At 56.4% G+C, this 22,989-nt stretch carries 17 protein-coding genes and 1 other RNA gene; 4 read left to right on the forward strand and 14 right to left on the reverse strand.

What is annotated here, in order from left to right; translation table 11 throughout:
- Positions 1 to 125: 125 nt before the first annotated feature.
- The 4 genes from B2310_RS01460 to surE form a co-directional block, all read right to left on the reverse strand.
- Positions 126 to 1,859, reverse strand: coding sequence for a glycoside hydrolase family 11 protein (locus B2310_RS01460; RefSeq protein WP_290728170.1), 1,734 nt, complete (start codon positions 1,857 to 1,859; stop codon positions 126 to 128).
- Positions 1,860 to 2,048: 189 nt separating this feature from the next.
- Positions 2,049 to 3,932 carry a glycoside hydrolase family 11 protein gene (locus B2310_RS01465; protein ID WP_290728172.1) on the reverse strand — a complete coding sequence of 628 codons (1,884 nt, stop codon included), beginning with the start codon at positions 3,930 to 3,932 and terminating at the stop codon, positions 2,049 to 2,051.
- A 204-nt stretch (positions 3,933 to 4,136) separates the two neighbouring features.
- The gene (gene gyrA, locus B2310_RS01470; protein WP_290727133.1) at positions 4,137 to 6,821 is read right to left on the reverse strand and encodes a DNA gyrase subunit A; all 2,685 of its coding nucleotides are present in this window, start codon (positions 6,819 to 6,821) and stop codon (positions 4,137 to 4,139) included.
- 21 nt (positions 6,822 to 6,842) lie between these two features.
- Complete coding sequence (gene surE / locus B2310_RS01475; protein ID WP_290727132.1) at positions 6,843 to 7,646, reverse strand: 5'/3'-nucleotidase SurE; 804 nt, start codon at positions 7,644 to 7,646, stop codon at positions 6,843 to 6,845.
- Positions 7,647 to 7,716: 70 nt separating this feature from the next.
- Between surE and B2310_RS01480 the strand changes: the two genes are divergently transcribed.
- Positions 7,717 to 8,472: a TrmH family RNA methyltransferase gene (locus B2310_RS01480; RefSeq protein WP_290728174.1), complete on the forward strand. Its 756-nt coding sequence runs from the start codon at positions 7,717 to 7,719 to the stop codon at positions 8,470 to 8,472.
- A gap of 6 nt (positions 8,473 to 8,478) precedes the next feature.
- On the opposite strand, the gene B2310_RS01485 is transcribed toward B2310_RS01480, so the two are convergent.
- From B2310_RS01485 to B2310_RS01520, 8 genes are all read right to left on the reverse strand, one after another.
- Positions 8,479 to 11,538 carry an efflux RND transporter permease subunit gene (locus B2310_RS01485; protein WP_290728176.1) on the reverse strand — a complete coding sequence of 1,020 codons (3,060 nt, stop codon included), beginning with the start codon at positions 11,536 to 11,538 and terminating at the stop codon, positions 8,479 to 8,481.
- A 6-nt stretch (positions 11,539 to 11,544) separates the two neighbouring features.
- Positions 11,545 to 12,660 carry an efflux RND transporter periplasmic adaptor subunit gene (locus B2310_RS01490; protein WP_290728178.1) on the reverse strand — a complete coding sequence of 372 codons (1,116 nt, stop codon included), beginning with the start codon at positions 12,658 to 12,660 and terminating at the stop codon, positions 11,545 to 11,547.
- Between the two features lie 54 nt (positions 12,661 to 12,714).
- Positions 12,715 to 13,437 carry a hypothetical protein gene (locus B2310_RS01495; protein WP_290728180.1) on the reverse strand — a complete coding sequence of 241 codons (723 nt, stop codon included), beginning with the start codon at positions 13,435 to 13,437 and terminating at the stop codon, positions 12,715 to 12,717.
- A complete protein-coding gene (locus B2310_RS01500) occupies positions 13,437 to 14,873 on the reverse strand; it encodes a hypothetical protein (protein ID WP_173381482.1) in 1,437 nt (478 codons plus the stop codon). The genes B2310_RS01495 and B2310_RS01500 overlap by 1 nt, the downstream gene beginning before the upstream one ends.
- A gap of 73 nt (positions 14,874 to 14,946) precedes the next feature.
- Positions 14,947 to 15,393 (reverse strand): 50S ribosomal protein L9, encoded by a 447-nt coding sequence (gene rplI, locus B2310_RS01505; RefSeq protein WP_173366111.1) that lies wholly within the window; start codon positions 15,391 to 15,393, stop codon positions 14,947 to 14,949.
- 14 nt (positions 15,394 to 15,407) lie between these two features.
- Positions 15,408 to 15,659 carry a 30S ribosomal protein S18 gene (gene rpsR / locus B2310_RS01510; RefSeq protein ID WP_173366110.1) on the reverse strand — a complete coding sequence of 84 codons (252 nt, stop codon included), beginning with the start codon at positions 15,657 to 15,659 and terminating at the stop codon, positions 15,408 to 15,410.
- Positions 15,659 to 16,030 carry a 30S ribosomal protein S6 gene (gene rpsF, locus B2310_RS01515; protein WP_173366109.1) on the reverse strand — a complete coding sequence of 124 codons (372 nt, stop codon included), beginning with the start codon at positions 16,028 to 16,030 and terminating at the stop codon, positions 15,659 to 15,661. The genes rpsR and rpsF overlap by 1 nt, the downstream gene beginning before the upstream one ends.
- A 57-nt stretch (positions 16,031 to 16,087) precedes the next feature.
- Positions 16,088 to 17,149 carry a hypothetical protein gene (locus B2310_RS01520; RefSeq protein ID WP_290728182.1) on the reverse strand — a complete coding sequence of 354 codons (1,062 nt, stop codon included), beginning with the start codon at positions 17,147 to 17,149 and terminating at the stop codon, positions 16,088 to 16,090.
- Positions 17,150 to 17,272: 123 nt separating this feature from the next.
- On the opposite strand from B2310_RS01520, the gene B2310_RS01525 reads away from it, so the two are divergent.
- Both B2310_RS01525 and B2310_RS01530 read left to right on the forward strand, forming a co-directional pair.
- Positions 17,273 to 18,292, forward strand: coding sequence for an MlaD family protein (locus B2310_RS01525; RefSeq protein WP_290728184.1), 1,020 nt, complete (start codon positions 17,273 to 17,275; stop codon positions 18,290 to 18,292).
- Positions 18,293 to 18,316: 24 nt separating this feature from the next.
- On the forward strand, positions 18,317 to 20,395 hold the full coding sequence (locus B2310_RS01530) for an ATP-dependent DNA helicase RecG (RefSeq protein WP_290728186.1): 2,079 nt from the start codon (positions 18,317 to 18,319) through the stop codon (positions 20,393 to 20,395).
- Positions 20,396 to 20,417: 22 nt separating this feature from the next.
- Here the strand turns inward: B2310_RS01530 and B2310_RS01535 are convergent, their stop codons facing one another.
- Positions 20,418 to 20,750 (reverse strand): hypothetical protein, encoded by a 333-nt coding sequence (locus tag B2310_RS01535; protein ID WP_173366105.1) that lies wholly within the window; start codon positions 20,748 to 20,750, stop codon positions 20,418 to 20,420.
- Between the two features lie 30 nt (positions 20,751 to 20,780).
- The gene (locus tag B2310_RS01540; protein ID WP_290727123.1) at positions 20,781 to 22,520 is read right to left on the reverse strand and encodes a hypothetical protein; all 1,740 of its coding nucleotides are present in this window, start codon (positions 22,518 to 22,520) and stop codon (positions 20,781 to 20,783) included.
- Between the two features lie 60 nt (positions 22,521 to 22,580).
- Here B2310_RS01540 and rnpB point away from each other — a divergent pair.
- An RNA gene (gene rnpB / locus B2310_RS01545) (RNase P RNA component class A) lies at positions 22,581 to 22,955 on the forward strand.
- Positions 22,956 to 22,989: the final 34 nt, after the last annotated feature.

Genomic DNA, 22,989 nt, shown 5'->3' on the forward strand with positions numbered 1-22,989 from the left:
AATTTAAGTTTTTTTTTACTTGCCGTCAATAGCTAATCATTGAAAATAAAAGGCATCCCCCATAATCTTAAAAATCCCCGCCCGAAGGCAGGGATTTTCAAAAGAAAGAGGGAGTATGCTATAAACTAGCGGTTCACCACACGGACCTTCTGGACGCCCATGGCGCCCTTCACCATGTAGATGCCGGACTTCTGGAACTTTGCAGCGACGGCATCCTTGAGCGACGTGCCCGCAGAGAGTTCCACCTTGCCCATGAACTTGCCCTGCATGTCAAAGACACTGACCGTCTGCGCATAGTCCATGCGGAGCTGCTGGGCAATAACAGTCGTCGTATCGTCGCCCGGACCGTTTTCGGAACCCGGTTTAGCAGTGGTGAAGACCAGCTTGACGTCACTAAACTTGACCGAACCTGTAGCTTGTCCCAAGTTGAAGGCAAACTGAGCGGCATCATCAGAAGCTTCTTCCATAGTAAAGATGAATGAGTATTCCTTTTCCGTAGTGGTGATGTCAAATTCCTTAGTGGCGTATGCACCCCAGGGGTCTACGGATTGCTGGAAAGTAGCTTCAATCTTGCGATCTACATCAGCGCTAGCCTTAAAGGACAGCTTGTACGTCATGTCCTTATCAAGAGCCAGATTGTACTGAACAAGCTGCGGCTGGTAAGGTTCTGAACCAATAGTGGTAACGTCAACCGTAGCCGTGCCACCAGAAACAGAAGTCTTTGCAGCAGAGTTACCCCAGTTTGAACCCTGACCTAGGAACCAAGATGCATCTTGGTTTGTAGAAATCACGCTGCTGCTCGGGAAATCACCATCCTTAAGAAGGTTCACTGTGGTTTCGCCAACCAATTCAAACTTGGCGACCACATCCTTTTCCTTGTCCATAGTTACAGAAATGGTTTCGGTAGTGCCGGTAACAGCACCTTCCCAACCCACAAACTTCCAGCCTTCGTTGGCTTTGGCGGTGAGCTGAACAGTTGTCTTGGGAGCATAATAGTTAGCGCTCGGGCTCTTTGTCACAGTACCTGCAGCAGCCGGAGATGCAGTTACATTGAGGGCGAGTTCATCGGCACTGCCACCGATTTTCAGCAGGTTCTTCTTAACGGTAGCATGACCTTTTGCAGTGCCCGTATTTCCAGTGTAGGATTCAATTTTCATGGAAGCAACTTCATACAGTCTACCCATCTTCATACCCACTTTAGCCCATTCGCTGAAGTGCTTGGAAATAGAAATGGTGCCCTTGGTGCGATGCTGGCTCGTATTCGACGGGATGGACCAATACTGCTTAAAGGTGCTGGTACCCGAAAGAGAAGGTTGCTGAATACGGTCGGTCGTATAGAAATCGTAGCTAATACCATCGATAACTGCAGAACCGAACTTTTTACCGCCCTGGGTAGGATTGTAGCTTCCGCGATCCTGGACAATGTAGTATTCAATTTCGTTGCTGAAACCACTGGGAATGTCCTGCTGGTCGTAATAACCCCAGCCATAGACGCTGACATACTTCACGTTGTCGGTGGAGCTCCATTCCACTTCAAATTCGGCGGTAATATTACCCACATTCTGAACGGTAACAGTGGAGTTAGACCCCCAACGCTTTCCGGAACGGGCCAACATGTTGATAGTACCACTCCATTCAACGGAGAATGCACCACCATTTTCGGTGCTCGGGTTAAGCGTCATAGTTGCGTTGCCGGCACCATTCTGGCTCCAGAGTTCGTAATCATAGCCAGCGCCGCTACCCATTTTCTGGGATTGGCCATTAGAGCAGTTAAGGGTGGTCTGCCCCCAGGAAACGGAAGACATAATTGCGGCTATGGCAATCCCCATCTTCGTAATTTTTGCAATACTCCTATTCATTTTCTAACTCCTGAATGTTTAGGTTTCTGCCCTAAAGATATATCAGAACACTCTAAACTGGAATACAACCAACAAAAAGGCGTTGTTGCAAAAAACAACACGCAACGAGCAAAAAATTGCCGTTTTTAGCGAAAATTCCCCACTTTCGCAGGGAATCTCGTTCAGGAGTATCTGAAGATTAAGCGTTTTTTACGGAGTCACCTTCACGCGGAGGAAGGTCTTGCCCTGCTTCACGAGGTAGATGCCCGTATTCTTGAACTTCGCCTTGATGGCAGATGCAACCGTAGAACCGGCCGGCACATCAATTGCGCCAAGAGAGCGGCCCTGCATGTCGAACACCATGAACTGGCCATCCATAGTCGCGAGAGCCTGGGTCATGAACGGGAGAGCATCCGTGCTGCTACTGCTGCGGCCCCAGTTCCACCCGCCACGGCTAGAACTGGATTTAGCGCTACCGCTGGAGCTGGACTTGGCCACGTTGGAGCTAGATTCCGGTTCCGGCTGCGGGAGCGGATGCTTGGCGTCGGTCATCTTGAAGTAGGTCACGTCGAACGAACCCGTTCCACCACCCGCTTCTACGAGTACCTTGGCTTCGTACATCTTGCCCATCTTCATGCCGAGGGATTCCCACTTCTTGAAGTGAGCCGTGATGTCGATATGGCCACACTGACGGGCACTCTTACGCACGCTGAAGTACTGCGGGAAGGTCTGGTCGCCCTTGATAGAGGGGGCGTTGTAGCGGGTATTCTGGTAAATTTCGTAGGTATCGCCGTCAACCGTGAATTCACCCTTTCTTTGGCCGAGGAGGTTTGCGCCCGGCTTGTTGAACCAGTCGTCCACGATGTAGTATTCTACGAGCGGGTCAACTGTCCAGCCGTAGATACCAATGTAGTTGTAACCGCCTGCGCTGCCCTGGTGGCTCCACTTGTAGTAAGCATCGATGGGACCAACTTGTTCATAAGTCTGCTTTTCATCATACTTGAAGCCTACGCGGGCAAGGAAATCGTTTGTGCCGCTCCATTTGGCGGTGTAGGTTCCGTTGTCGTAGTAGGTCATGGAGTTGTTGCCACCCTGGTACCAGATTTCGTAATGGTAACCAGTGGAGCCGATATTGCCCGTAGAGCTTGAGTTATTGCGGCCATTGTCTGTCTTGCTCTGGCCTTCATGGCCCATAGCGTCCTTGCAGGCGTCGATGGTGCCCGAAACTGCAGTCCCACCCTTAGAAGAGCTAGACTTTGCCACGGAGGAACTAGACTTCGACGAGGCGCTAGAAGTCGGCGACGGCGTAGCATTGTCGACCATATTAAAGTATGTGTAGTCCACGGAACCCGTAGCATTGCCACCCGCTTCGGTCATGAGCATCACTTCGGTCACGTTACCGAACTTGAGCGAAGCAGATCCACCGCCCTTCGAACCGCGAAGCTGCTTCTGCTGGCCGGTGAAGAGTTCATCCCACTTCTTGAAGTGGGCAGAAATGTCGATATGGCCACACTGACGCGGAGTCTCGCGAATGCTGAAGAACTGCACGAACGTAGAAGTACCCGACTTGGAGGGTTCCTGCTGGCGGAGGAACGCGTGGATGGAGTACTTGGCGCCATCCACCGTGATTTCGCCGAACTTTTCACCCACATACTGTTCGCTCGGCTTACTGAACCAGTCGTCCACGATGTAGTATTCCGTTTCCGGGTTCTTGGTCCAGCCGTAAACGCCGATGTAACCGTACTGGGCGTTACCGCTCTTGGTGTACTTGTAGTCGACCGCAAAGTTCTTTGTTTTGTGGCTGATGCCGTTACCGTTGTACTGGTAGCCCACGCGAGTCAGGTAGTCGCTAGAACCACTCCAGTTGGCCTTGAACGTACCATTGCTGTAGTAGGTCATCGAGGCGTTGCCACCCTGATACCACTGTTCAAAGCCCCAAGGGGTCCCATTGATAGAACCCACCCTGTTGCCGCTCACTTGTGAGCCGTTTCCTGTATGACCCATGTTGTCGTTGCAGGCATCAGCAGCGAAAGCCGATACCGCTAACCCCAGCGTCATGGCAAGGCCGATACCGGCCAAAGAACATTTCATCATAATTACTCCTATAAAGAATCGACGCGATCCCTTATCTGTAATTTATATTGAAAACGTTCTTTTCTTTTACACAAGATATACAAAGCGTTGTTGTAAATTTCAACGCCGAATTTGTCAAAATTCGGGCAGTTTTTGTAAACTTATTTCACGACAAAAGGCGCCCGGAGGCGCCTTTGTTAATATATGTTACATGTATTGCCGGAGTTATTCTTCGACGGGAACTTCGGGAGCGGCATCGGCGGGGTCAACCTTCTCGACGGAGTCGTCGTCGACTTCGACACCCTCCACGTGATCGAAGGTTTCCTTCGCCTCGGCGCTATCCTGCTCGATGTCTTCCACGCTCGGGAGCGCAGTCGCATCTTGCACCACGTCACCATCGCGGAGGCTAATCGCCTTGACGCCCTGGGCGTTACGGCCCGTGAGGCGGATATCGGCAGCCTTGATTCGAATCACCTGGCCTTCGCGGCTGGTAATGATCAAGTCGTAGTCGTCTGCAACGCTTTCAACGAACACGGCGGCGCCCACCTTGTCGGTCACGTTCAAGTTGCGCACACCCTTGCTACCGCGACGGGTAATGCGGTAGGTCGAAGGTTCGCTGCGCTTGCCGTAGCCATTTTCGGTGATGGTCACAATCTTGTTGCCGGCCTTGAGCCACAGGAGAGAAATCACTTCGTCGCCTTCGGCCAAAGTAATGCCCTTCACGCCGTGCGTGCCGCGGCCCATGGCGCGGAAGCAGCTAATCGGGAATGTAACGGCCTGACCATTGCGGGTCGCAAGCATCAGCAAGTCCTTAGGAATCGGTCGGGCTTCCAAATCGTCGGCGTCGTCGCCTTCGACTTCCGGCGCATCGGTGACTTCGGCTTCGGGCGCGTTATCGTCGCCTTCACCGGCATTCAAGGAAGCCTTATATTCTTCTTCGGACATGCCAACGAGCTGAACCTTCACGAGTTCGTCGCCTTCGTCGAGGCTGATGGCGTTCACGCCCGCCTTGCGCGGACGGCTGAACAGCGTCAAATCCATCTTGTTGATAACGCCCTTCTTGGTCGCAAACACGAGGCAGAAATAGCCTCCGAACTTGCGCACCGGAACAATCGCCTGTACCTTCTCGCCCTCGACAAGTCCCACGAAGTTAACTATCGGGCGGCCCTTGCCGTTACGCGTGCCTTCGGGCAAGCGATAAACCTTGGTCCAGTAGGCGCGCCCCTTGTTGGTGAATACAAGCAGGTAGCTGTGGGTAGACGCCGTGAAAATCTGATCCACGTTGTCTTCTTCCTTGAGGGTGGCACCGATGATGCCCTTGCCGCCGCGGTTCTGGGCCTTGAACGTATCGATCGGAAGACGCTTGATGTAGCCTTCCTTGCTCAGGGTAATCACCTGTTCCTCTTCGGCAATCAGGTCTTCGTAGTCGCTATCGTCCACAGATTCGCCAATCGTGGTGCGACGTTCGTCACCGTACTTGTCGACAATTTCATCGAGGCGCTTGAGGATAATCGCAATGCGGCGTTCGCGCTTGGCAAGGATATCTTCCAAGTCGGCAACCGTCGCGATGAGTTCGTTGTATTCCGCTTCCAACTTTTCGAGGTTGAGGCCCGTAAGCTGGGAGAGTCGCATATCGACAATCGCCTGCGACTGGATTTCGTCGAGATTAAAGCGATCCTGCAAGCTCTGCTTCGCGATTTCGGTCGTCTTGCTCGACTTGATAATCTGCACGACCTCGTCGATATTCTGAGTCGCGATGCGAAGTCCCTCGATGATGTGCAGGCGAGCCTTCGCCTTGTTCAAATCGAACTGCGTAGCACGGGTCACCACGTCCATGCGGTGATCGATATAGATCTGGACGAGATCCTTGAGGGTCAAAAGCTTCGGCAGGTTGTTCACGAGCGCGAGGTTGTAGATGCTGAAGGTCGTCTGCAACTGCGTGTATTTGAACAAATTATTCAGGACAACCTCACCCACCGCGTCGCGCCTGAGTTCAATCACGATGCGCACATCCTTCGCCGATTCATCACGGATGTCGGTAATGCCGTCCACGCGCTTTTCGCGAACGAGGTCCGCAATCTTCTTGCAGAGTTCGGACTTGTTCACCATGTACGGGATTTCGGTCACGATGATGCGCGGTTTGCCCTTGGAATCAGTTTCGATTTCGGTACGGGCGCGCACGCGCACGCGGCCATGACCCGTGAGGTAAGCTTCGCGGAAACCGGAACGACCGCAGATGATGGCGCCCGTCGGGAAGTCCGGACCCTTCACGTACTGGAGCAGATCTTCGCCCGGGATTTCGGGATTTTCGGCAACCGCATGGATTGCAGCGGCGATTTCGCGCAGGTTGTGCGGAGCCATCGAGGTCGCCATACCCACGGCGATACCCGTCGTTCCGTTCACGAGCATGTTCGGAAGCGCGGAAGGCAGCACCAGCGGTTCTTCGAGGGTTTCGTCGAAGTTCGGGCCCATGTCGACGGTATCCTTTTCGAGATCCTCGAGCATCAGGGCGCCCACGTTGTTCATCTTCGCTTCGGTGTAACGCATGGCGGCTGCACCGTCACCGTCGATGTTGCCGAAGTTTCCCTGGCCGAATACCAGCGGATAGCGCAGCGAGAAGTCCTGGGCCATGCGGACCAAGGTCTCGTAGACAGCCGAGTCGCCATGCGGGTGGTACTTACCGATGACATCGCCCACGATACGGGCGCTCTTCACCGTCGACTTGTTCGGGACCACGCCCAGCTTGTGCATGCTGAACATCACGCGGCGGTGCACCGGCTTGAAGCCGTCTCGTGCATCGGGAAGCGCACGCGCGACAATCACGCTCATGGAATAGCGCAGATAGCTATCCTGCATGTCCTGTTCAATCAGGCTCTTGAACTGCGATCCTGGAACCAATTCTTCTGACATTCTCTATCCTCTAGTTATTGCTTAGCCGTTCCCGGCAAGCATTTTATTTATCACTTCTAAACTTTTTTCATCGGTCTGGTCGATGCGGTGCGGCGTAATCGTCGCGTAGCCCTGATGGAGCAAGTAATCGTCGCTATCCTCGGGCTGTTTTTCCCACAACTTGTCGCCATCCAGTTGCCAAAGTCCACCCTCATGCGAGTAGTGGTCCGTAAACATTCCAAGGGCCATTCTTGCTTCCCTGAAACCCCTGAAGGTTTCGGCAGTGGCCTTTGGAAAATTCACATTCCAGAACACTCCTGCGGGGATTTTTTCAAACAGGCGATTTTGGACGACCCGCTCCGCAAATACCTTTGCAAATTCAAGCATGTTCGGCGTCACCCCGTGCAGCGAAAGCGCAATGCCAGGAACCCCCCAGAGGGCAGCCTCGCGCGCACCGGCAACCGTCCCCGAGTAAAGCGAGGAGACTCCGGAATTTTCACCCTGGTTCACGCCCGAAAAACACACGTCAAAGGGCCCCGGACCGGCCCCCTCGGTAGAAAGACCATGGGAGGCAAAATGCCCGAGGGCAAATTTCACACAATCAGCAGGAGTCCCGGACATCGAATAGGCTTCAACAGAGGAACAATCCTTCCCCAGGTTCACCTTTTTTACCGAGAGCCCGCGACGTACCGTAAAGGCATGCGAGACACCGCTCTGTTCTTCTTCGGGAGCAAACACGTAAACCTCCGCTATGGGCACAAGAGCATTCGCCAAAGCAAGCATATAGCCGCTTTTTATCCCGTCATCGTTCGAGATGAGGACGCGTGGTTTTTGCGTGTTCTGCATGTCATCGGAAATATAGAAAAAACAGGAAATTTTAAGGAAAAATCAGCATATTTTTCTAGCTTTTTACGTGATGTATACCGAACCGAAATTCCTCGCAATGAAGGAGACCTCCAAGGCAAAACGCATGGCGGAACTCCTGCGCGTCATCATACTCCAACTGGGCGACGACGTGGCTCGCGCAAGGCGCGAATTCGAGACCTACGCCGGATGGATGAAGCTCCCCGAAACAGAGCGTCTCGTAGGCAAAAACCAGGCCCAGATGATTGACCTGTACAAGACGTTCCGCACAAGGGCAGGCCTCGGATTCGAACGCGACGTCTACCTGGAACAGGAACCGGGGGACCGCGAAACCCCGAACGAAAAGCCCCTCCCCTTCGCGGTGCTCGTCCACAACTTGCGCAGCGCCTTTAACGTGGGATCCATCATCCGGAGCACCGACTGTTTTGGGCTCGAAGGAGTCCACCTGAGCGGTTACAGCTGCGGACCCGACCACGTGACGGTAAAAAGCGCCGCCCGCGGATGCCAGGCATGGATTCCCATCAAGCGCTGGGACTCCCCCTTCGACTGCGTCAAGTGGCACAAGGACAACGGCTACGAAATCATCGCGCTCGAAACCGGCGAAGACATCCCGAGCATCAACGATGTGAAGTGGCCCAAAAAGGGACTCATCCTCCTCGGAAACGAAGAACTGGGAATCGCCCCCGAGCTCATGGCCGAAGCGACGATGAAGGTGACCATCCCGATGGCAGGCCGCAAGGCGAGCATGAACGTCGCGGGCGCATTCGCCATCATGGCATTCAAGATCAGGACCGACTGTAAGGAATAGCTTTCCCTAAGCCATCTTCGACGCGTCGGTTGCATTCGACGCATCGACCTTGCCCGCAAAGAAGCTGTAGGCCGCAGGCACAATAAACAGCGAGAGGAACGTGGCAAACGTGAGGCCACCCGCAATGGCGATGCCCATCGCGATGCGGCTCGGGGTGCCGGTGAGTATCAGCGGCACCGCGCCCAACACTGTGGAAAGGCTCGTCATGAGGATTGGGCGGAAGCGGCGTTCCGCCGCTAGCCGAGCCGCCTCGAGCTTAGAGCACCCGGTATTCGCCGCAATCTGGTTTGCAAATTCCACAATCAATATGCCGTTCTTCGTCACGAGCGCGATAAGCAAGATGAGCGCAATCTCGCTGAAGATGTTGAGCGTCTGGCCGGTAATGAACAGGCAGGCGAGCGCGCCCGCAAGTGCGAGAGGCACCGTAAAGAAAATCACGAAGGGAGCGCGGAAACTTTCGAATTGCCCCGCAAGCACCAGGAACACAAGCGCAAGCGCCAGCAGGAACACGATGTAGAGACCGCTGGAACTTTCCTCGAACTCCTTCGACGACCCGCTCAATGCGGTACTCACGCTCGGGTAATCCTTCAGCAAGTGCTTCGCAATCCGGCGCATCTCCTCCACGCCGTCGCCAATCGTCTTCCCGGGAACAAGGCCCGCCTGGATGGTGGCCGCAGAGAATCGGTTGAATCGCGGGAGCGACGGCGATGCGGACTGCTCGCTGAACGTAATGAAGTTATCGAGACTCACGAGTTCGCCCTTCGCGTTCTTGACCGTGAGCATCGCGATGTTTTCGGGCATGCTCCTGTACTGGTAACCCACCGCACCGATAATATCGTACTGGCGTCCGTCCTTGTAGAATTCGCCATAGCTCTGATCGCTTATCGCAAGTTGCACCGCCTGGGCGATGTCGTTCACCGAAACGCCTTCCTCGTTCGCCTTGTCGCGCAGAATCTCGATATGCAATTCGGGCTTCGTGAATCTCAGGTTCGTGTTCACCACGCTGAACACCGGGCTCTTGCTCGCCTCTTCCTCGAACTTGGGCACAAGCGTGCGGAGAATCTCGATATTCGGGGCCTGCAACACGAACTGCACCGGAAGTCCACCGCGCTGCGTGCTGATGCTCTGCGGTTCAAAAACCATCACGCGCAAATCGGGGTACTCATTACCGAGCACCTGGATGCTGCGGGCGATTTCGCTCTGCGGGCGGCGCGCCTTCTTGTCAGCGTTCAGGAATATGCGCATTCTGGAGTTGCCCGCGTTCCAAGCGCCCGCCTGAATTTCGGTATACTCGTTGGTATCCATGAGCGCGATGACTTCTTCGGCAAAGGCATCGGCCATGCGCTTGGTGCGCGTGAGCGTCACGCCTTCGGGCATGTTCAGGTTCACCATGACCGCGTTGGAGTCTTCCGTCGGGGCCATCTCGCTACTCATGTTGTTGAAGCAGAGGTACGCAATAGCCAGGAGGCCCGCCACTACCGGGAAAAGCAAGAATCGCAACTTGAGGAACCCACCGAGAAGCACAGCGTAAATGCGGTTGAGCCAGTCAAAGAACGGCTCGGTAACGCGGAAGAACCAGCCCTGTTTTTGGCGGCTCAGGAACTTGGAACAGAGCATCGGCGAGAGCGTAAGCGCACAGAGCGTCGAGAGGAACACCGTACCGATCATCACCGCCACGAACTCGCGGAAAAGGAGACCCGTAGTACCGCCCAGCGCAAGCACCGGCACGAACACCGCCATCAAAACGACCGAGGTCGCAATTACCGCGAAGAAGATTTCGTTTGTACCCGCGACCGCCGCCTGCTTGGGCGTCATTCCGCGTTCAATCTTGTGGTAGATGTTTTCCACAATCACGATGGCATCGTCCACCACAAGGCCAATCGCCAAGACCATCGCAAGCAAGGTCAGCACGTTGATACTGAACCCGCACAGATACAGCACGAAGAAGCTTCCGATAACGGCCACCGGCACCACCACCATCGGGATGAGCGTCGTGCGGGCCTGCCGCAAGAAAGCAAAGATAATCGCAATCACCAAGAGGAACGCGATGAAGATGGTTTCCACCACCTCCTTGATGGAAGCGCGGATGTTGATGGAAGTATCGCGCCCGTAAAGCACCTGGACGCCCTCGGGAATCTCGCGGCGGATATCCTCCACGCGCCTGTAGAACTCGTTTGCAATTTCCACGTGATTAGAGCCCGGCTGCGCCATCAGGGCGAGCGTGATGGAGTTCTTGCCGTTGCGGCGAAACCCGGTACGCGTATCCTTCGGTTCGTAATGGATATCCGCCACATCGGAAATGCGGATGACGGTCCCGTCGGCAGCCGTCTTTACGGCAATGTTCTCGAACGCTTTCGGGTCCAGAATGCGGCCCAGCGTGCGGATAGAAAGCGTCGTCTCGCTACCCTCGATAGAACCGGAGGGCAGTTCCAGGTTGCCGCGTTTGAGCGCCGCCGACATCTCGGCTCCCGAAACGCCAAGTGCCTGCAGGCGCACCGGGTCAATCCACAGGCGCACCGTCGGGCGCTTCTCGCCCCAGATGGCGACTTCCGACACACCGTTGATGGTCTGCAGGCGCTCCTTCACAAAGTTGTTCGCGATTTCCGAAACTTCCATCGGGTCGAGCTTGTCGCTCACGAGGCTCACCATCAAAATCGGGTCGTTGTCGCTATCGGACTTGTAGACCGTCGGTTCATCGACATCGTCCGGCAAACGGCGGCGCACGCGGCTCACGCGGTCGCGGATTTCGTTGGCGGCCGCCTCCAAATCCATTCCCGTTTCAAACTCGATGTTGATGAACGAGAAGCCATCTCGGCTCGTAGAGGTAAGCGCCTTGATGCCCGATGCGCTGTTGATGGATGCTTCCAAGATTTCGGTGACTTCGGCCTCCACCACCGCGGCGTTAGCGCCCGGGTACGAGGTACGCACCTGAATCAAGGGATAGTCGACATTCGGGTATTCGCGCACGCCCAGGTTGCTTGCGCCAAACGCACCGAGCAAGATGATGACAAGCGCCATCACCGTCATGAGTACCGGGCGACGTACGGAAAGGTTCGCGACACTCATCCGCGTTTACTCCACTTCGTAATCGGCGTTGTGGCGGATTTCACGAATGCGCACAGAAATGCCTTCGCGCAGGCTAATGAGGCCCGAAGTAATCACGGTATCGCCCTCGTCGAGCCCTCCGGTCACATCGACCGTAATCGGCGTGCGGAGCCCGGTCTGTACGTGCTTGATTTTCGCCTTCCCGCCCGTAGCCACGAACACGTAGGCGCCGTCCTTGTCCAGCGTGAACGCCTCGGCCGGAATCGGGATGCTCTTTGCGACTCCCGCCTGCATAGTCACGTTCACTTTTGCGTAAGAACCTGCAAGGAGTTCGCCCCCTGCGTTATTGACTTCCACCAGCACCTGGCGGGTACGGCTACTTTCCGAAAGTCCCGCTTCCAGGGCCTTCACCTTGCCGCTTGCGGAAATATTGCGTTCCTCGTCCTTGAGTTCCACGGCATCGCCCGGCTTGAGGGCCGATGCATAGCGTTGCGGGAGGGCGAATTTCGCCTTCAACTTCTTCACTTCGCTGAGAGTCGCGACCGAGGTCCCGGTCGTGAGCCACGCGCCCACCGAAACGTTCACGAAACCGAGCTTGCCAGCGAACGGGGCACGAACTTCGGTCTTCGCAATCTGCGCCCTGATGAGTTCCACCGACGCTTCCGCAGACTTGAGCGACGCTTCCGCCGCTTCCATGTCGGCCTTCGTCGCACCATCCTTCTCGTAGAGCCCCTTCGCGCGGTCGTACTTCTGCTGGGCGAGCTGCTTGTTCGATTCCGCCTGCTTGAGCTGCGCCCTGAGTTCGGAATCGTCAATCTTTGCAAGGAGCGAGCCCTTCTGCACCTGGGCGCCATCCTTCGCGTAAAGGTTCATGAGCCTGCCGGATGTTGCCGCGGTCAGTTCCACACTGTTGAGGGGTTCGAGCGTCGCCATCGCAGAGAACGTCTTGCCGCCCTCGTGGGCTTCGGCAATATAGCCTTCAACCGCAATTTCGCGCGCGGGCCTGCCTCCCGGTCCGCCTTTCCCGCTCGGGCCACCCTTGCCCGGAGCACCGGAGCCCTTCGCACCGCTCGCAGCGGAATCTTCGCCACCGCAGGCGGCAAGGAAAAGGGCTACAAAAACGAATACAATAAACTTTTTCACGCGATTTAGATGCATATCGGGTACTAATGGTTGCATTTAAATGAAATTTTCCAGTCAGAATTTCACATTGAAAAGAAGCCCGCTTCCATCCTCAAAAAATTCGGGAGTCACATCGAAGCGCTCCGTGAACGATTTGGAGGACGTCGCGCGGTAGATCCGCATGGCATCGAGCATGGAGACGACGCGGTTCAGCACCAGCGCCCCCACCGACACCTGGAAAATAATGCGGCTAACACGGTAATGGCGCAAACGGCTCTTGAACTCGTCGATATGTTCCGTCGTCTCGGGATTGTCGCTGGAGCCCCAGTCCCACTGGATGCTTTCGTCCAGTTCGCTGTTGACATCCTTTCCCGCGCGGATCATCGCCTGGTTGTAGTCCTCGTCCATGTCGGGCGAGGAATTCTGCCCCGCAACGCCACCACGGCTCCGGTAGTCGCCCACCGTATTGAGCATCGAGATTTTCTTGCTAGAACTCGTGAGTCCCGCATACCGGACAGCATAGGAATGCGCCGAAGCGATGTATTTTTCGCCAATAAAATACGAACCGAAAGTCGTAAGCCAGAGGGCCGCATCAGTCCATACAAAAGGCCGCACAAGAGACTTCTCGCCCAAGTAAAGTTCGCCCATGCCTGGCAAGAGAGCAGATGCGCCCAACGCCAACCACAGACTCTTGTCCTGGTTCTTGCTCACGCTCTCGTCGACCGAAATCACGACCTGCGAAAAAGCGGCAGACGAGGCAACGAGGACTCCCAGGAGAACCGACAGGATCAGCCGCATCAGAATCCCCAGCTAGCCTGCACGCCCACGTCGAGTCCGTTGAATATGTTCACGTAGCTGTCGAAGTGGAGATGGTCGTACCACGAAAGTTCTTCGGAATAGAGCGCCTTGTTGTGCGCATTGGCCGTAAACGCAGCGTCAACCGCCGAGATAATATGGTTGAGGATAAGACCTCCAAAGAACCACACCTGCAAATCGGCGTAGTCGTTCGCCTTGTTGCGCATGGAACGGTACTTGTCCATGTTGGACGACTTTCCCAGCGGGACGATTCCGTCTTCCAGTTCGTCGTCCTCGAGCCCAAGGTTGATGGCCACCGCCGGGTCTTCCACATCGTCCCAGCCGAGCACATAGGTCTTGTCAGAAATCTGCTGGAACAGGGCGGAAGCATCGAAGAATGCGCCCACCGCCTTGGTCTCATCGCCAAGCGAAGCATCTTCCAGCGCCGACGCGTTCGAGACGGAGAACCGGTCCGTATGCGCCTTGTCCTTATAGAAGAGCCTTCCCGCCGTGTAGCATCCCGAGTTGCCCGCATCGCCATAGATGGCCTCGCAGAACGCCTCGCGGCTGTTCATGTAGCGGGTCTCGAAGCGCGATTCTTCCGTCTCGTCCGAGAGCTGGCCGTAAAGTTCGCGCATGCCGGCCTCGTAGCGGCCAATGGAATAGTGCTTCTTCGCGAACTTCTTGTACTTGTCGACCTGGTCGTTATACTTGTAGACCGAGAAATAGCCCCAGCTGGTCCAAAGGGCGGCCTCGAGCGCGAGGTAGGCGCCACCGCGGACATAGGTGAACGTGGACCCGCCCACGTAGAGCTGGCCCGAACCAGGAACCACGAGCGACATGAACAGCGCCTTGCGCGGGCTCTTGTAACGGCCCTTGAGTTCGTCAATGCCGTAGACCTTGGACACCTTCACCGGACCGAGAAGGTCGCGGCGGCTCATGGAACTGGAAGAGATGTCCGGAGCCGGCTGTTCGGAACTGCTGGAGCTGAGGGCAGCAAGCGAATCGCGGATACGGTTCTCTTCGGAAAGCCTCTTCATCTCTGCAGCGTATGCCTCCTCGGGAGTCATCTGCATCGCGGAATCGCCGGCAGCGGAGTCGGCAACCGCCGTATCGGCAGGAGCAGCCGTGTCCGCCACAGCGGGGGCGGTCGTGTCGGCAACCGCGGGGGCAGCAGAATCAGCCGGAGCGGCAGGCTGTTCGGCAGAAGACGAGAGCGGGGCGCTCGACGGCGAAACGGGTACGCTGGAAGACGAGGCAACCGCGCTAGAAGAAACGGCGACACTCGACGAGGATAACACCACCGAGGAACTGGAAACCTCCTGGGCAGCCTCGTTTTCGGCCTCGAACTCCGCGAACAGGTCGCGGGGCTGGGCAAGGGACTGGCCCACAAAGACACTGGCCACGCAGGCCACAAATGAAAGAGCGAACTTACGCATATAGCCTTAAAATAGCAAAAATCGCCCCCATAACAGGAGCGACTTTTAAAAGTTTTTGTAGTTGCGAGAATTATTACTTCTCAGCGACCACCCAAACCTTGACCTGAGCTTCTACGTCGCTGAACACCTTGATGGTGACAGTGTAGACACCGAGCTGCTTGATGGGCTCTTCGAGGGCAACCTGAGCACGGCTGACCTTGACACCCTGCTTGGTGATGGCATCGGCGATGTCGGCAGCGGTCACAGAACCGTACAGACGTTCGCCTTCCACGACGCGGCGTTCGAGGTTGACAGAAACCTGGGAGAGCTTGGCAGCGACGTCACCGGCGGCGGCGAGTTCCTTCTGGAACTGGGCCTCGAGGGCGGCGCGGTTGCTTTCGATCTGGGCCTTGGCTTCCTTGGTAGCACGGACGGCGAGTTTGCGCGGGAAGAGGAAGTTACGGGCATAGCCGTCCTTCACCTTCACGACGTCGAGCATCTTGCCCAAGTGGGGAACATTGGCTTTAAGAATAATTTCCATAGTCTAGTTCCTCCTTAGCGCAGGCTGTCCGAAACGAACGGGAGAATGGCCATCTGGCGGGCGCGCTTGATAGCCTCGTTCAGCATACGCTGGTACTTGGCGGACGTGCCGGAGATGCGACGCGGGATAATCTTGCCACGTTCAGAGATGAAGCGACGGAGAGTCTTCTCGTCCTTGTAGTCAATGAACTTGACATTGTTTTCCGTGAACCAGCAAGTCTTCTTGCGGCGGATACGCGGAGCCTGTTTCTTGTCTTCAAAAGCCATTATTCAGCCTCCCCTTCTTCTGCGTCGACCGGGATGATTTCCTCGGTGGACTGAGCCATATCCTGGTTGTAGACGATTTCGCTCATCGGATAATCAGCGAGGGTCATCCAGCGGAGAGCGTTCTCGTTCAGCTTGAGGGCAGCTTCCATGTTCGCCACCACAGAGGCTTCGGCCTTGTAGTAGAAAATCACGTAGTAGCCGTGCTGGCGCTTGTTGATGGTGTAGGCGAGCTTGCGCTTGCCCCAGTCGTCGCGACGGAGAATTTCACCGCCGCCGTTGGTGATCATGGCACCGATGTTCTCGACTTCAGCGTTGATGGCGTCGTCAGAGATCATAGCGTCGATGATAACCATCGTTTCGTATTGTCTCATAATGAGTCCCTTTGGTCTATCGCCCGGCTACCGACATTGGCTCCGGGAGGGTTCCGACTAAAATCGGTGCGGCAAATATAGAAAACGAGGCCTTTTTGTCAACACGGACCGGCCCTTGAGGTCGAACTTGGCCGCTTTCGAGGGAAAAACGCCCCTGTACGTGTAGGGGGAACGGCGGATGGAGGTCGGACCATCCCCGAACGAGCCCTCCGGGTCGATTTCGCGGATACTTACATATTTATATTCGCCCTGGACCACGTTGCTCTGGTTGCCGTCGGTGCGCATCAGGGCTATTCCCCCGCCCTCGACGATAGGCGCGAGGGCGTCCTCGAGACCGTTATAATCCTTGCAGCCGTCGATTTTCGCGGCCCCGCCCGAAGCCCCGGACCAGTCCTTCCCCTCGTCGAGCGCCTCGCCGACCTTCTCCCATTTCGCGTTAGCGGGCTCGCCGTTCGAGGTGGAATCGATGTAGAGTTCGAGCTTCACGGATGCATCCGTTATGTTGTACACAATAAACTTCATGCCGATCCAGCGCCCCGTCGGGAGCTTCGCGCCGCCCCAGAGAGGCGTCTGCTTGCCCATCACGCCCTCGCTCTGGTAGTAGCTGCCGGGGTGTTTCCATTCCTTCTCGAAATCCCACTTGCCATCGTGCCGGAAGCGTGCGTAGTAAGTACTCGCGTCGCAGTTGTTGCCCCCGCCGCTCGCATGCCCAAGCGCGCCACTCCGCACGCCGATCACCATGCCGCCGTAGTCGGGGCCGTTTGCGGAAGCCTCGCCCCTGCGGTAGTAGGCGGTAAACTCCACGTCGCGATAGAACTGCTTCTTTGCGGCCCGAGACGTCTGACTGTTGATGTGGAACCGCGGGCCGGAACTCATCATCTGCATGACACCCTTGCCGTCTATCTTGAAGAAGGGAGACGCGTCGCCCGCGCTACGGTTGTCCGTCCATTCCAGCGGATCGTCGGCATCGCCATCCCATTCGATACCGCGCGCATGGCCGTTCGCCCAATGCGCCGAATTCCATTCGACAGTACCCGACTTCGTGGGATAGAACTTCTCGATGCCGAAGGTATCGCGCGGGGATTCCTCGGCAAAGGCAACCGTGCACGCGAAAGCCAAAATCGAAACTGAACGCCAAAGACATTTTCCTGGACCCATAGAGCACACCTCACTACATAGGAATATATGTTTTTTCGGGCGCGAATCGCGCCTTTTTCTCGTTTTTTTGTTAAATTTCACCACATGAAAATTTCGGACAAGGCTATCGGCTACTTTTCGCTACTCGCCCTACTCGGGCTGTTCGCGGGCATCGCCTACGGCATGTTCGAGGCACACGAAAAGGTCACCTACAAGGCCTACGTCGACTTCAAGGAACTCGGGTCGCTACAGCCCGAAGACCCGGTGGTCATCCGCGGCTACACCGTGGGCACCATCGGTAAGGTGACCTGGATGGGCGACCGCGCCCGCGTGGAAATCAAGTTCGACGAGCCCCGCACCATCCGCGAGGGCACGAAGTTCAACAACGTGAACTACGCCATCATGGGCCAGCGCAGGCTCGAAATCGTCCCGAACAAGAACGGCAAGGTCCTCCCCGAAGACTTTATCCACCAGGGCAACTTCGAGCCCGGCATCGCCGAGGCGCTCCGCTACATGGAAGACGTCAACGAACAGCTTAACCACGTGCGCGAGGTCATCACGCTCATTACCGAGGGCGACTCCACCCACAAGTCCGTAAAGGAAATCTACGAGACCGTGATGCAGACGACCGAAGGGATCCTCGACAATGCCGACAAGACTCTCGACAAGCTCTCCCCCGCCATCAAACAGCTTGTAGGACAGCTGAACCAAGCGGCGAATTCCGTAGCCGACATGGCAAACCAGGTGGACACGACCGTCAAGGTGACGACGGACGCCCTCAACGAGAAAATTGCGCAGGCCGACAGCGCCATCCACGCCATCACCGAAGGCACGAAGAAGGCCGAACAGATTATCGCAACCATCGAGAGCACCCCCGCCGTGGACAAGCTCCTGAACACGAAGGACCTCGTCGACCGCGCGAACGACCTTGTCAAGAAGACGCAGGCGCTCATCGCCGCCATCGACACGAAGGGCGTCAAGATGTACGACGACCAGGGCAAAGAAGTCAGGCTCTTCACCTGGAAGAACACGAACCTTATCGGCAAGACAGCCCGCGAAAAGGCGAAACTCCGTGCCGAAAAAGGAGAAAGCCTTCCGGATTCCGGCCCCGCCGAGAGCGAGTAACGCGCAAGCAAGAAGGCTCCACCCATGGAAATTTCACAGCTTCCAGGACTCGGCCCCAAACGCGTCGAGGCTCTCCGTAAATCGGGGCTAGTCTCCATCGCGGACCTCCTCTACAATATACCGCGCACCTACCTCGACCAGACCAAGGTTTCAACCATCGGCAACTGCCATCCGGGCGAAAAGGTCGTGCTTATCGGCACCATCAGCCGTTCCGGAATCGTGCGGGGGCGCAGTTCCAGATTTATCGCCACCCTCACCGACGGCTCCGGCGAAATCCAGTTGCTTTTTTTCCGAGGCACGAGTTTCTGGGCCAGGAAAATCAAGAACGGCACCCGCTGGCTCGTCACGGGCCAGGTCGGTGAATACCGCGGACTGCAAATAACGCATCCCGACCTGCAGCCTATCGACGAAGGAGAAGAATTCAACGGCTGCATCCAGCCCATCTACCCCATCAGCGAAGCCTGCCGCGAAGCCCGGATGGAACAGAAGTTCTTCCGCGGTCTCTACAAGACGGTTTTCAACTTCCCGGGACTCACGCTCTCCGGGCTATGCCCCAGGGAACTGACCGACTACCTGCATTTCGCGCCCGTCATGGCGAATCTCCGCACGCTGCACCAGCCGCAGGATTTCCCATCGATCTACAAGGCGAAACGCGAACTCAAGGTACTCGAGCTACTGCCGTTCTGCCTGCGCATGGTCAAGCGCCGCGAGAACCAGAAACTGCGCGGTCACGAGCGCCAAATCGACCTCGGGACGGTAATGGCCGCAAAAGCAAGGTTGCCGTTCTCGCTCACGCGCGGACAGGAAGAGGCTCTCGACACGATTGTCGCGGGGCTCAACGGCAAAAAGCAGTTCCACGCGCTTTTGCAGGGCGACGTCGGCTGCGGAAAGACAGTTGTAGCGATGCTTGCGATAATGGCCGTATGCGGCGCGGGCGAACAATGCGCCCTCATGGTCCCGACCGACATCCTCGCGCGGCAGCACTTCAAGAGCCTCAAGCCGTTTTTTGACGCGGCAGGGCTCAGCGTGCGCCTGCTGGTAGGCGCCACCCCCGCCGCAGAAAAGAAGACAATCCTCGGCGAACTGCAGATGGGACTTGCAAACGTCGTCATCGGCACGCACGCGCTGTTCAGCAAGGATGTCACATTCGCGAAGCTCGGGTTCGTCATCATCGACGAACAGCACCGCTTCGGCGTAGGCCAGCGCGAAGCGCTTCTTGCCAAGGGAGACTACCCCGACATGCTCGTGATGAGCGCCACCCCCATTCCCCGAAGTCTCGCGATGACGCTCTATGGCGACCTGAAGGTCATAAGCATCAAGGAAAAGCCCGCAGGCCGGAAGCCCATCAAGACGCGCCTCGTAAACGCAAGCAAGCGCGACGACATGAAGAAATTCATTTGCACGGAAGCCGCCGGCGGGAACCTCTGCTACTGGATTGCGAGCCGCGTCGGCACGGACGAGGAAGGTAGCGCCCGGAGCGTCGACGAAATTGTCGATGAACTGAGGAACTACATCGCGGGGCCGGGCCGCGCCATTCCGGGAGGAGCAACGCTCAAGGTCGCGGGAGTCCACGGCCAGATGGACGAGGCGCAGCGCGACGCCATCATCGCAAGATTCGCGAAAGGCGAAATCCACATTCTCGTAGCGACGACCGTCATCGAAGTCGGCGTGAACGTGCCCGCCGCGAACCTCATGGTCATCGACCAGCCAGACCGATTCGGTCTGGCGCAGCTGCACCAGCTGCGCGGCCGTGTAGGCCGGGGCGATGCCCAGGCATGGTGCTTCCTGATGATTCCCGAGGGCGACGCGGCGGATTCCAGCATAGAACGGCTATCGCAGTTCTCGCAAACCGAAGACGGCTTCGAGATTGCCGAACTCGACCTGCAAAACCGCGGCGCAGGCAACCTCGAAGGCAACGAACAGAGCGGCGCATGGGTGTTCCGCTGGTTCGACTGGATCGCCGACCAGGAACTCATCAGCCAGACGCTCGAAACGGCAGAACACATCCTGAAGGATTCGGGTTCATTCGACGAAAGCGCCCGCATGAAAATCCAGGCCTGGTACGGCGAAAAGGAATTCGCAAACGAAGACGGCGTGCACTAGGCATGCGCGTTTCGAGCAGCAATTAAATCAAATTGGTGAACGTGCCGAGCACAAGCGCAAGGAGCGCGATATTCAAGAAGAACATGGCGCGGCGCACTATCATGAAGAACACCGCCTGCCAATGCAGGATGCCGTCCGTCGGCGCAACCAGTTCCTTGACAGCGAGGAACATGTTGAGGATGCCCGTAAGCACCATCATCAGCGCACCCGCGAAGTAGCCCTCGTTCCAGACCATCACCGTAACGACAATGCCCGCCACCATCGCAAAAAAGCCGATGATGACCTCTACACGCAGGAACATGGACTTTATCTTGCGCGCTAGGGAACGGACCTCGTTTTGTTTTTGTTCATCCATAATCGAAAATATACAAAAGGATGGGAGACGCTACAACGAGTAGCTCGTCGTAATGGAGTAATGCAGATCCCCCTTGCGCTCCCCGTTCAGGGGCACACTCACGTCGACCTTGTTCACCAGCCTGGAGATGGACTTAGTCTGTACAAATCGAACGCCTAGCCCAAGCACATAGACCAGGTCGTCGCGGTTGATATCCGAGAAGTTCCACGCCGTTTCGCCGATGCTTCCATACCCGACAAAAACGGGAACCAGCGTGAGAATTTCGAATCGCGGGAACCAGCGCTGTTCAAGGCTGCCGTAGACCCTCGCCTGTCCCGTGTAATATCCGGTCGGGAAACCAACAAAGCCGTCGGAGCCGCCCAGCGAAAGCTGGTAGCCAAGGCGCGCATCGTCATAGAAGTCGGCAAGCCCGGTCAGCACCGTCGAGAACCGGTCATTCGGGTGGAAAATGTATTCTCCCTTGAGCCGGCCGAAAAAGTCGTGCTTTTCGCCATGGTCCAGGTAAAAATGCGCATTCGACGAAAGAGTCAGGTGGTGCATGCCGAAACCGAGGTAGAGATTCATCCAGAAATCGAACCGGATGTCGTTATCGGCAGCCCCGATCTGCTCGTAGTTCTTGGAAACCTGCACCTTCGCCGTCCAGCCACGATCCACGTCCTCGGTCCACTTCGCATTGTGGAAGTTGCGGATCTTCTCGTAGCGCAGGTTCGAATACATAACGTAAGCGCCGAGCCTCGAATCCTTGCGTTCCGGAAGCCATTCGTTCCATGCCGAGGCCGAATCGATGGCATAGGACTTTTCGCCATCGGTGAACAAGTACCGCGAAAGTTCTCCCTTGCTCGCGGTAAGCCTGCGGTAGTCGTAAGTCGCACCGAGGTAAATCTTACGCTGCGTTCCGCCAAAGGAACGGCTAATCCTGAAGCTCAGCGAGTCGCTCACGAACTTCTTTACCTGCATGAGTTCGACCGTTTTCTTGCCGTTATATTTCTGCAAGGAATCCAGGGGTTTGTCCGTCGGGTACTCAACTGCCCCGGCAGGCATGTCGCCACTGCCATAAACGTAGTAATAGCTCTCGTTCTTGAGGCCTGCAAGCGTGTAGGCCCACTGGTTCACGCTCCGGCTGAGGAACGGCACATACATCTGCCAGCTCGCGAGGTAGCCGTCGGTATTGTAGCTGTAGAGAAAATCGAGATGGTTGTAGCGGAAAATGAAATGCGGGTCGCCGTATTCCACCTGCCACATGTCGCGAAACTCGTTATGCCCGAAATAGAACCCGAGCAACTGGCCGAGGCCGAGGAAGTTGCTTTCCTGCACGCCGACACCCCAGTTGAAATTGTCGTAGCTCCATTCGCTGCCGCTGAACCCGAAACTAACCGGAATCGTCAGCGTCCAGTTGTCGCTCGTATGCACATTCACGATGTTTTTCCCGCCATCCTCGGAGACCGTAATGGAGGCGTCGCTCAAGAAACGCTGCTCGCGCAGGAAGCGTTCCGATTCAAGCATCAGGTCGAGATTCGCCAAATCGCCCTGATTAAAAAGGAGGAGCTTGCGGACCGTGTGCTCGCGGGTCTCGATATGGATCCAGTTCAAGAAGCGATAGGCAAGCGCATCGTACTTGGTATGCACCTTGGAATCGTCGAACGCATCGCCGATATCGTAGACGATGCTATCCACATGAAAAAGGGAAGTAGAATCCGCAACCGGCAATTCGGCCGCCACGGGAAAAGCCACAAGCAGTAAAAGAAATGAAAAAGCAATCAAGAAACGCACACGCACAATATAGAAAATACGCATCTTGCACGAACCATGCCATTTTTCTAAATTTGCCTGCGGGTAGCGGATGGCCGCCGGCAGCAATGCTGGAGGAAAGTCCGGGCACCACAGGGCAGGATGCTGGATAACGTCCAGGCGCGGAAACGCGACAGACAGTGCAACAGAAAGCAAACCGCCAGGTTCGGGCGCAAGCCTGAGCAAGGTAAGGGTGAAATGGCGAGGTAAGAGCTCACCGCGTTCCTGGTGACAGGGACGGCACGGTAAACCTCATCCGGTGCAAGACCAAGCAGGAATCCGTCCGCAAGGACCGGCTGCGGCCCGCGGCTGTTGGATATCCGGGTAGGTCGCTTGAGGCGGTCGGTAACGACTGGCCCAGAGAGATGGTCATCGCCCCGCAAGGGGTACAGAACCCGGCTTATAGATACCCGACTTGAAGGCTCCCGCCAACCGCGGGGGCCTTCTCCTT

The sequence above is a fragment of the Fibrobacter sp. UBA3629 genome, from assembly GCF_002374005.1.
In the GTDB taxonomy this organism is placed as follows: Bacteria; Fibrobacterota; Fibrobacteria; order Fibrobacterales; family Fibrobacteraceae; genus Fibrobacter.

Bases quoted from the DNA above. Each gene is read 5' to 3' on its own strand.
- B2310_RS01460 (WP_290728170.1), bottom strand. From the start codon at position 1,859: ATGAATAGGAGTATTGCAAAAATTACGAAGATGGGGATTGCCATAGCC.
- B2310_RS01465 (WP_290728172.1), bottom strand. From the start codon at position 3,932: ATGATGAAATGTTCTTTGGCCGGTATCGGCCTTGCCATGACGCTGGGG.
- gyrA (WP_290727133.1), bottom strand. From the start codon at position 6,821: ATGTCAGAAGAATTGGTTCCAGGATCGCAGTTCAAGAGCCTGATTGAA.
- surE (WP_290727132.1), bottom strand. From the start codon at position 7,646: ATGCAGAACACGCAAAAACCACGCGTCCTCATCTCGAACGATGACGGG.
- B2310_RS01480 (WP_290728174.1), top strand. From the start codon at position 7,717: ATGTATACCGAACCGAAATTCCTCGCAATGAAGGAGACCTCCAAGGCA.
- B2310_RS01485 (WP_290728176.1), bottom strand. From the start codon at position 11,538: ATGAGTGTCGCGAACCTTTCCGTACGTCGCCCGGTACTCATGACGGTG.
- B2310_RS01495 (WP_290728180.1), bottom strand. From the start codon at position 13,437: ATGCGGCTGATCCTGTCGGTTCTCCTGGGAGTCCTCGTTGCCTCGTCT.
- B2310_RS01500 (WP_173381482.1), bottom strand. From the start codon at position 14,873: ATGCGTAAGTTCGCTCTTTCATTTGTGGCCTGCGTGGCCAGTGTCTTT.
- rplI (WP_173366111.1), bottom strand. From the start codon at position 15,393: ATGGAAATTATTCTTAAAGCCAATGTTCCCCACTTGGGCAAGATGCTC.
- rpsR (WP_173366110.1), bottom strand. From the start codon at position 15,659: ATGGCTTTTGAAGACAAGAAACAGGCTCCGCGTATCCGCCGCAAGAAG.
- rpsF (WP_173366109.1), bottom strand. From the start codon at position 16,030: ATGAGACAATACGAAACGATGGTTATCATCGACGCTATGATCTCTGAC.
- B2310_RS01525 (WP_290728184.1), top strand. From the start codon at position 17,273: ATGAAAATTTCGGACAAGGCTATCGGCTACTTTTCGCTACTCGCCCTA.
- B2310_RS01530 (WP_290728186.1), top strand. From the start codon at position 18,317: ATGGAAATTTCACAGCTTCCAGGACTCGGCCCCAAACGCGTCGAGGCT.
- B2310_RS01535 (WP_173366105.1), bottom strand. From the start codon at position 20,750: ATGGATGAACAAAAACAAAACGAGGTCCGTTCCCTAGCGCGCAAGATA.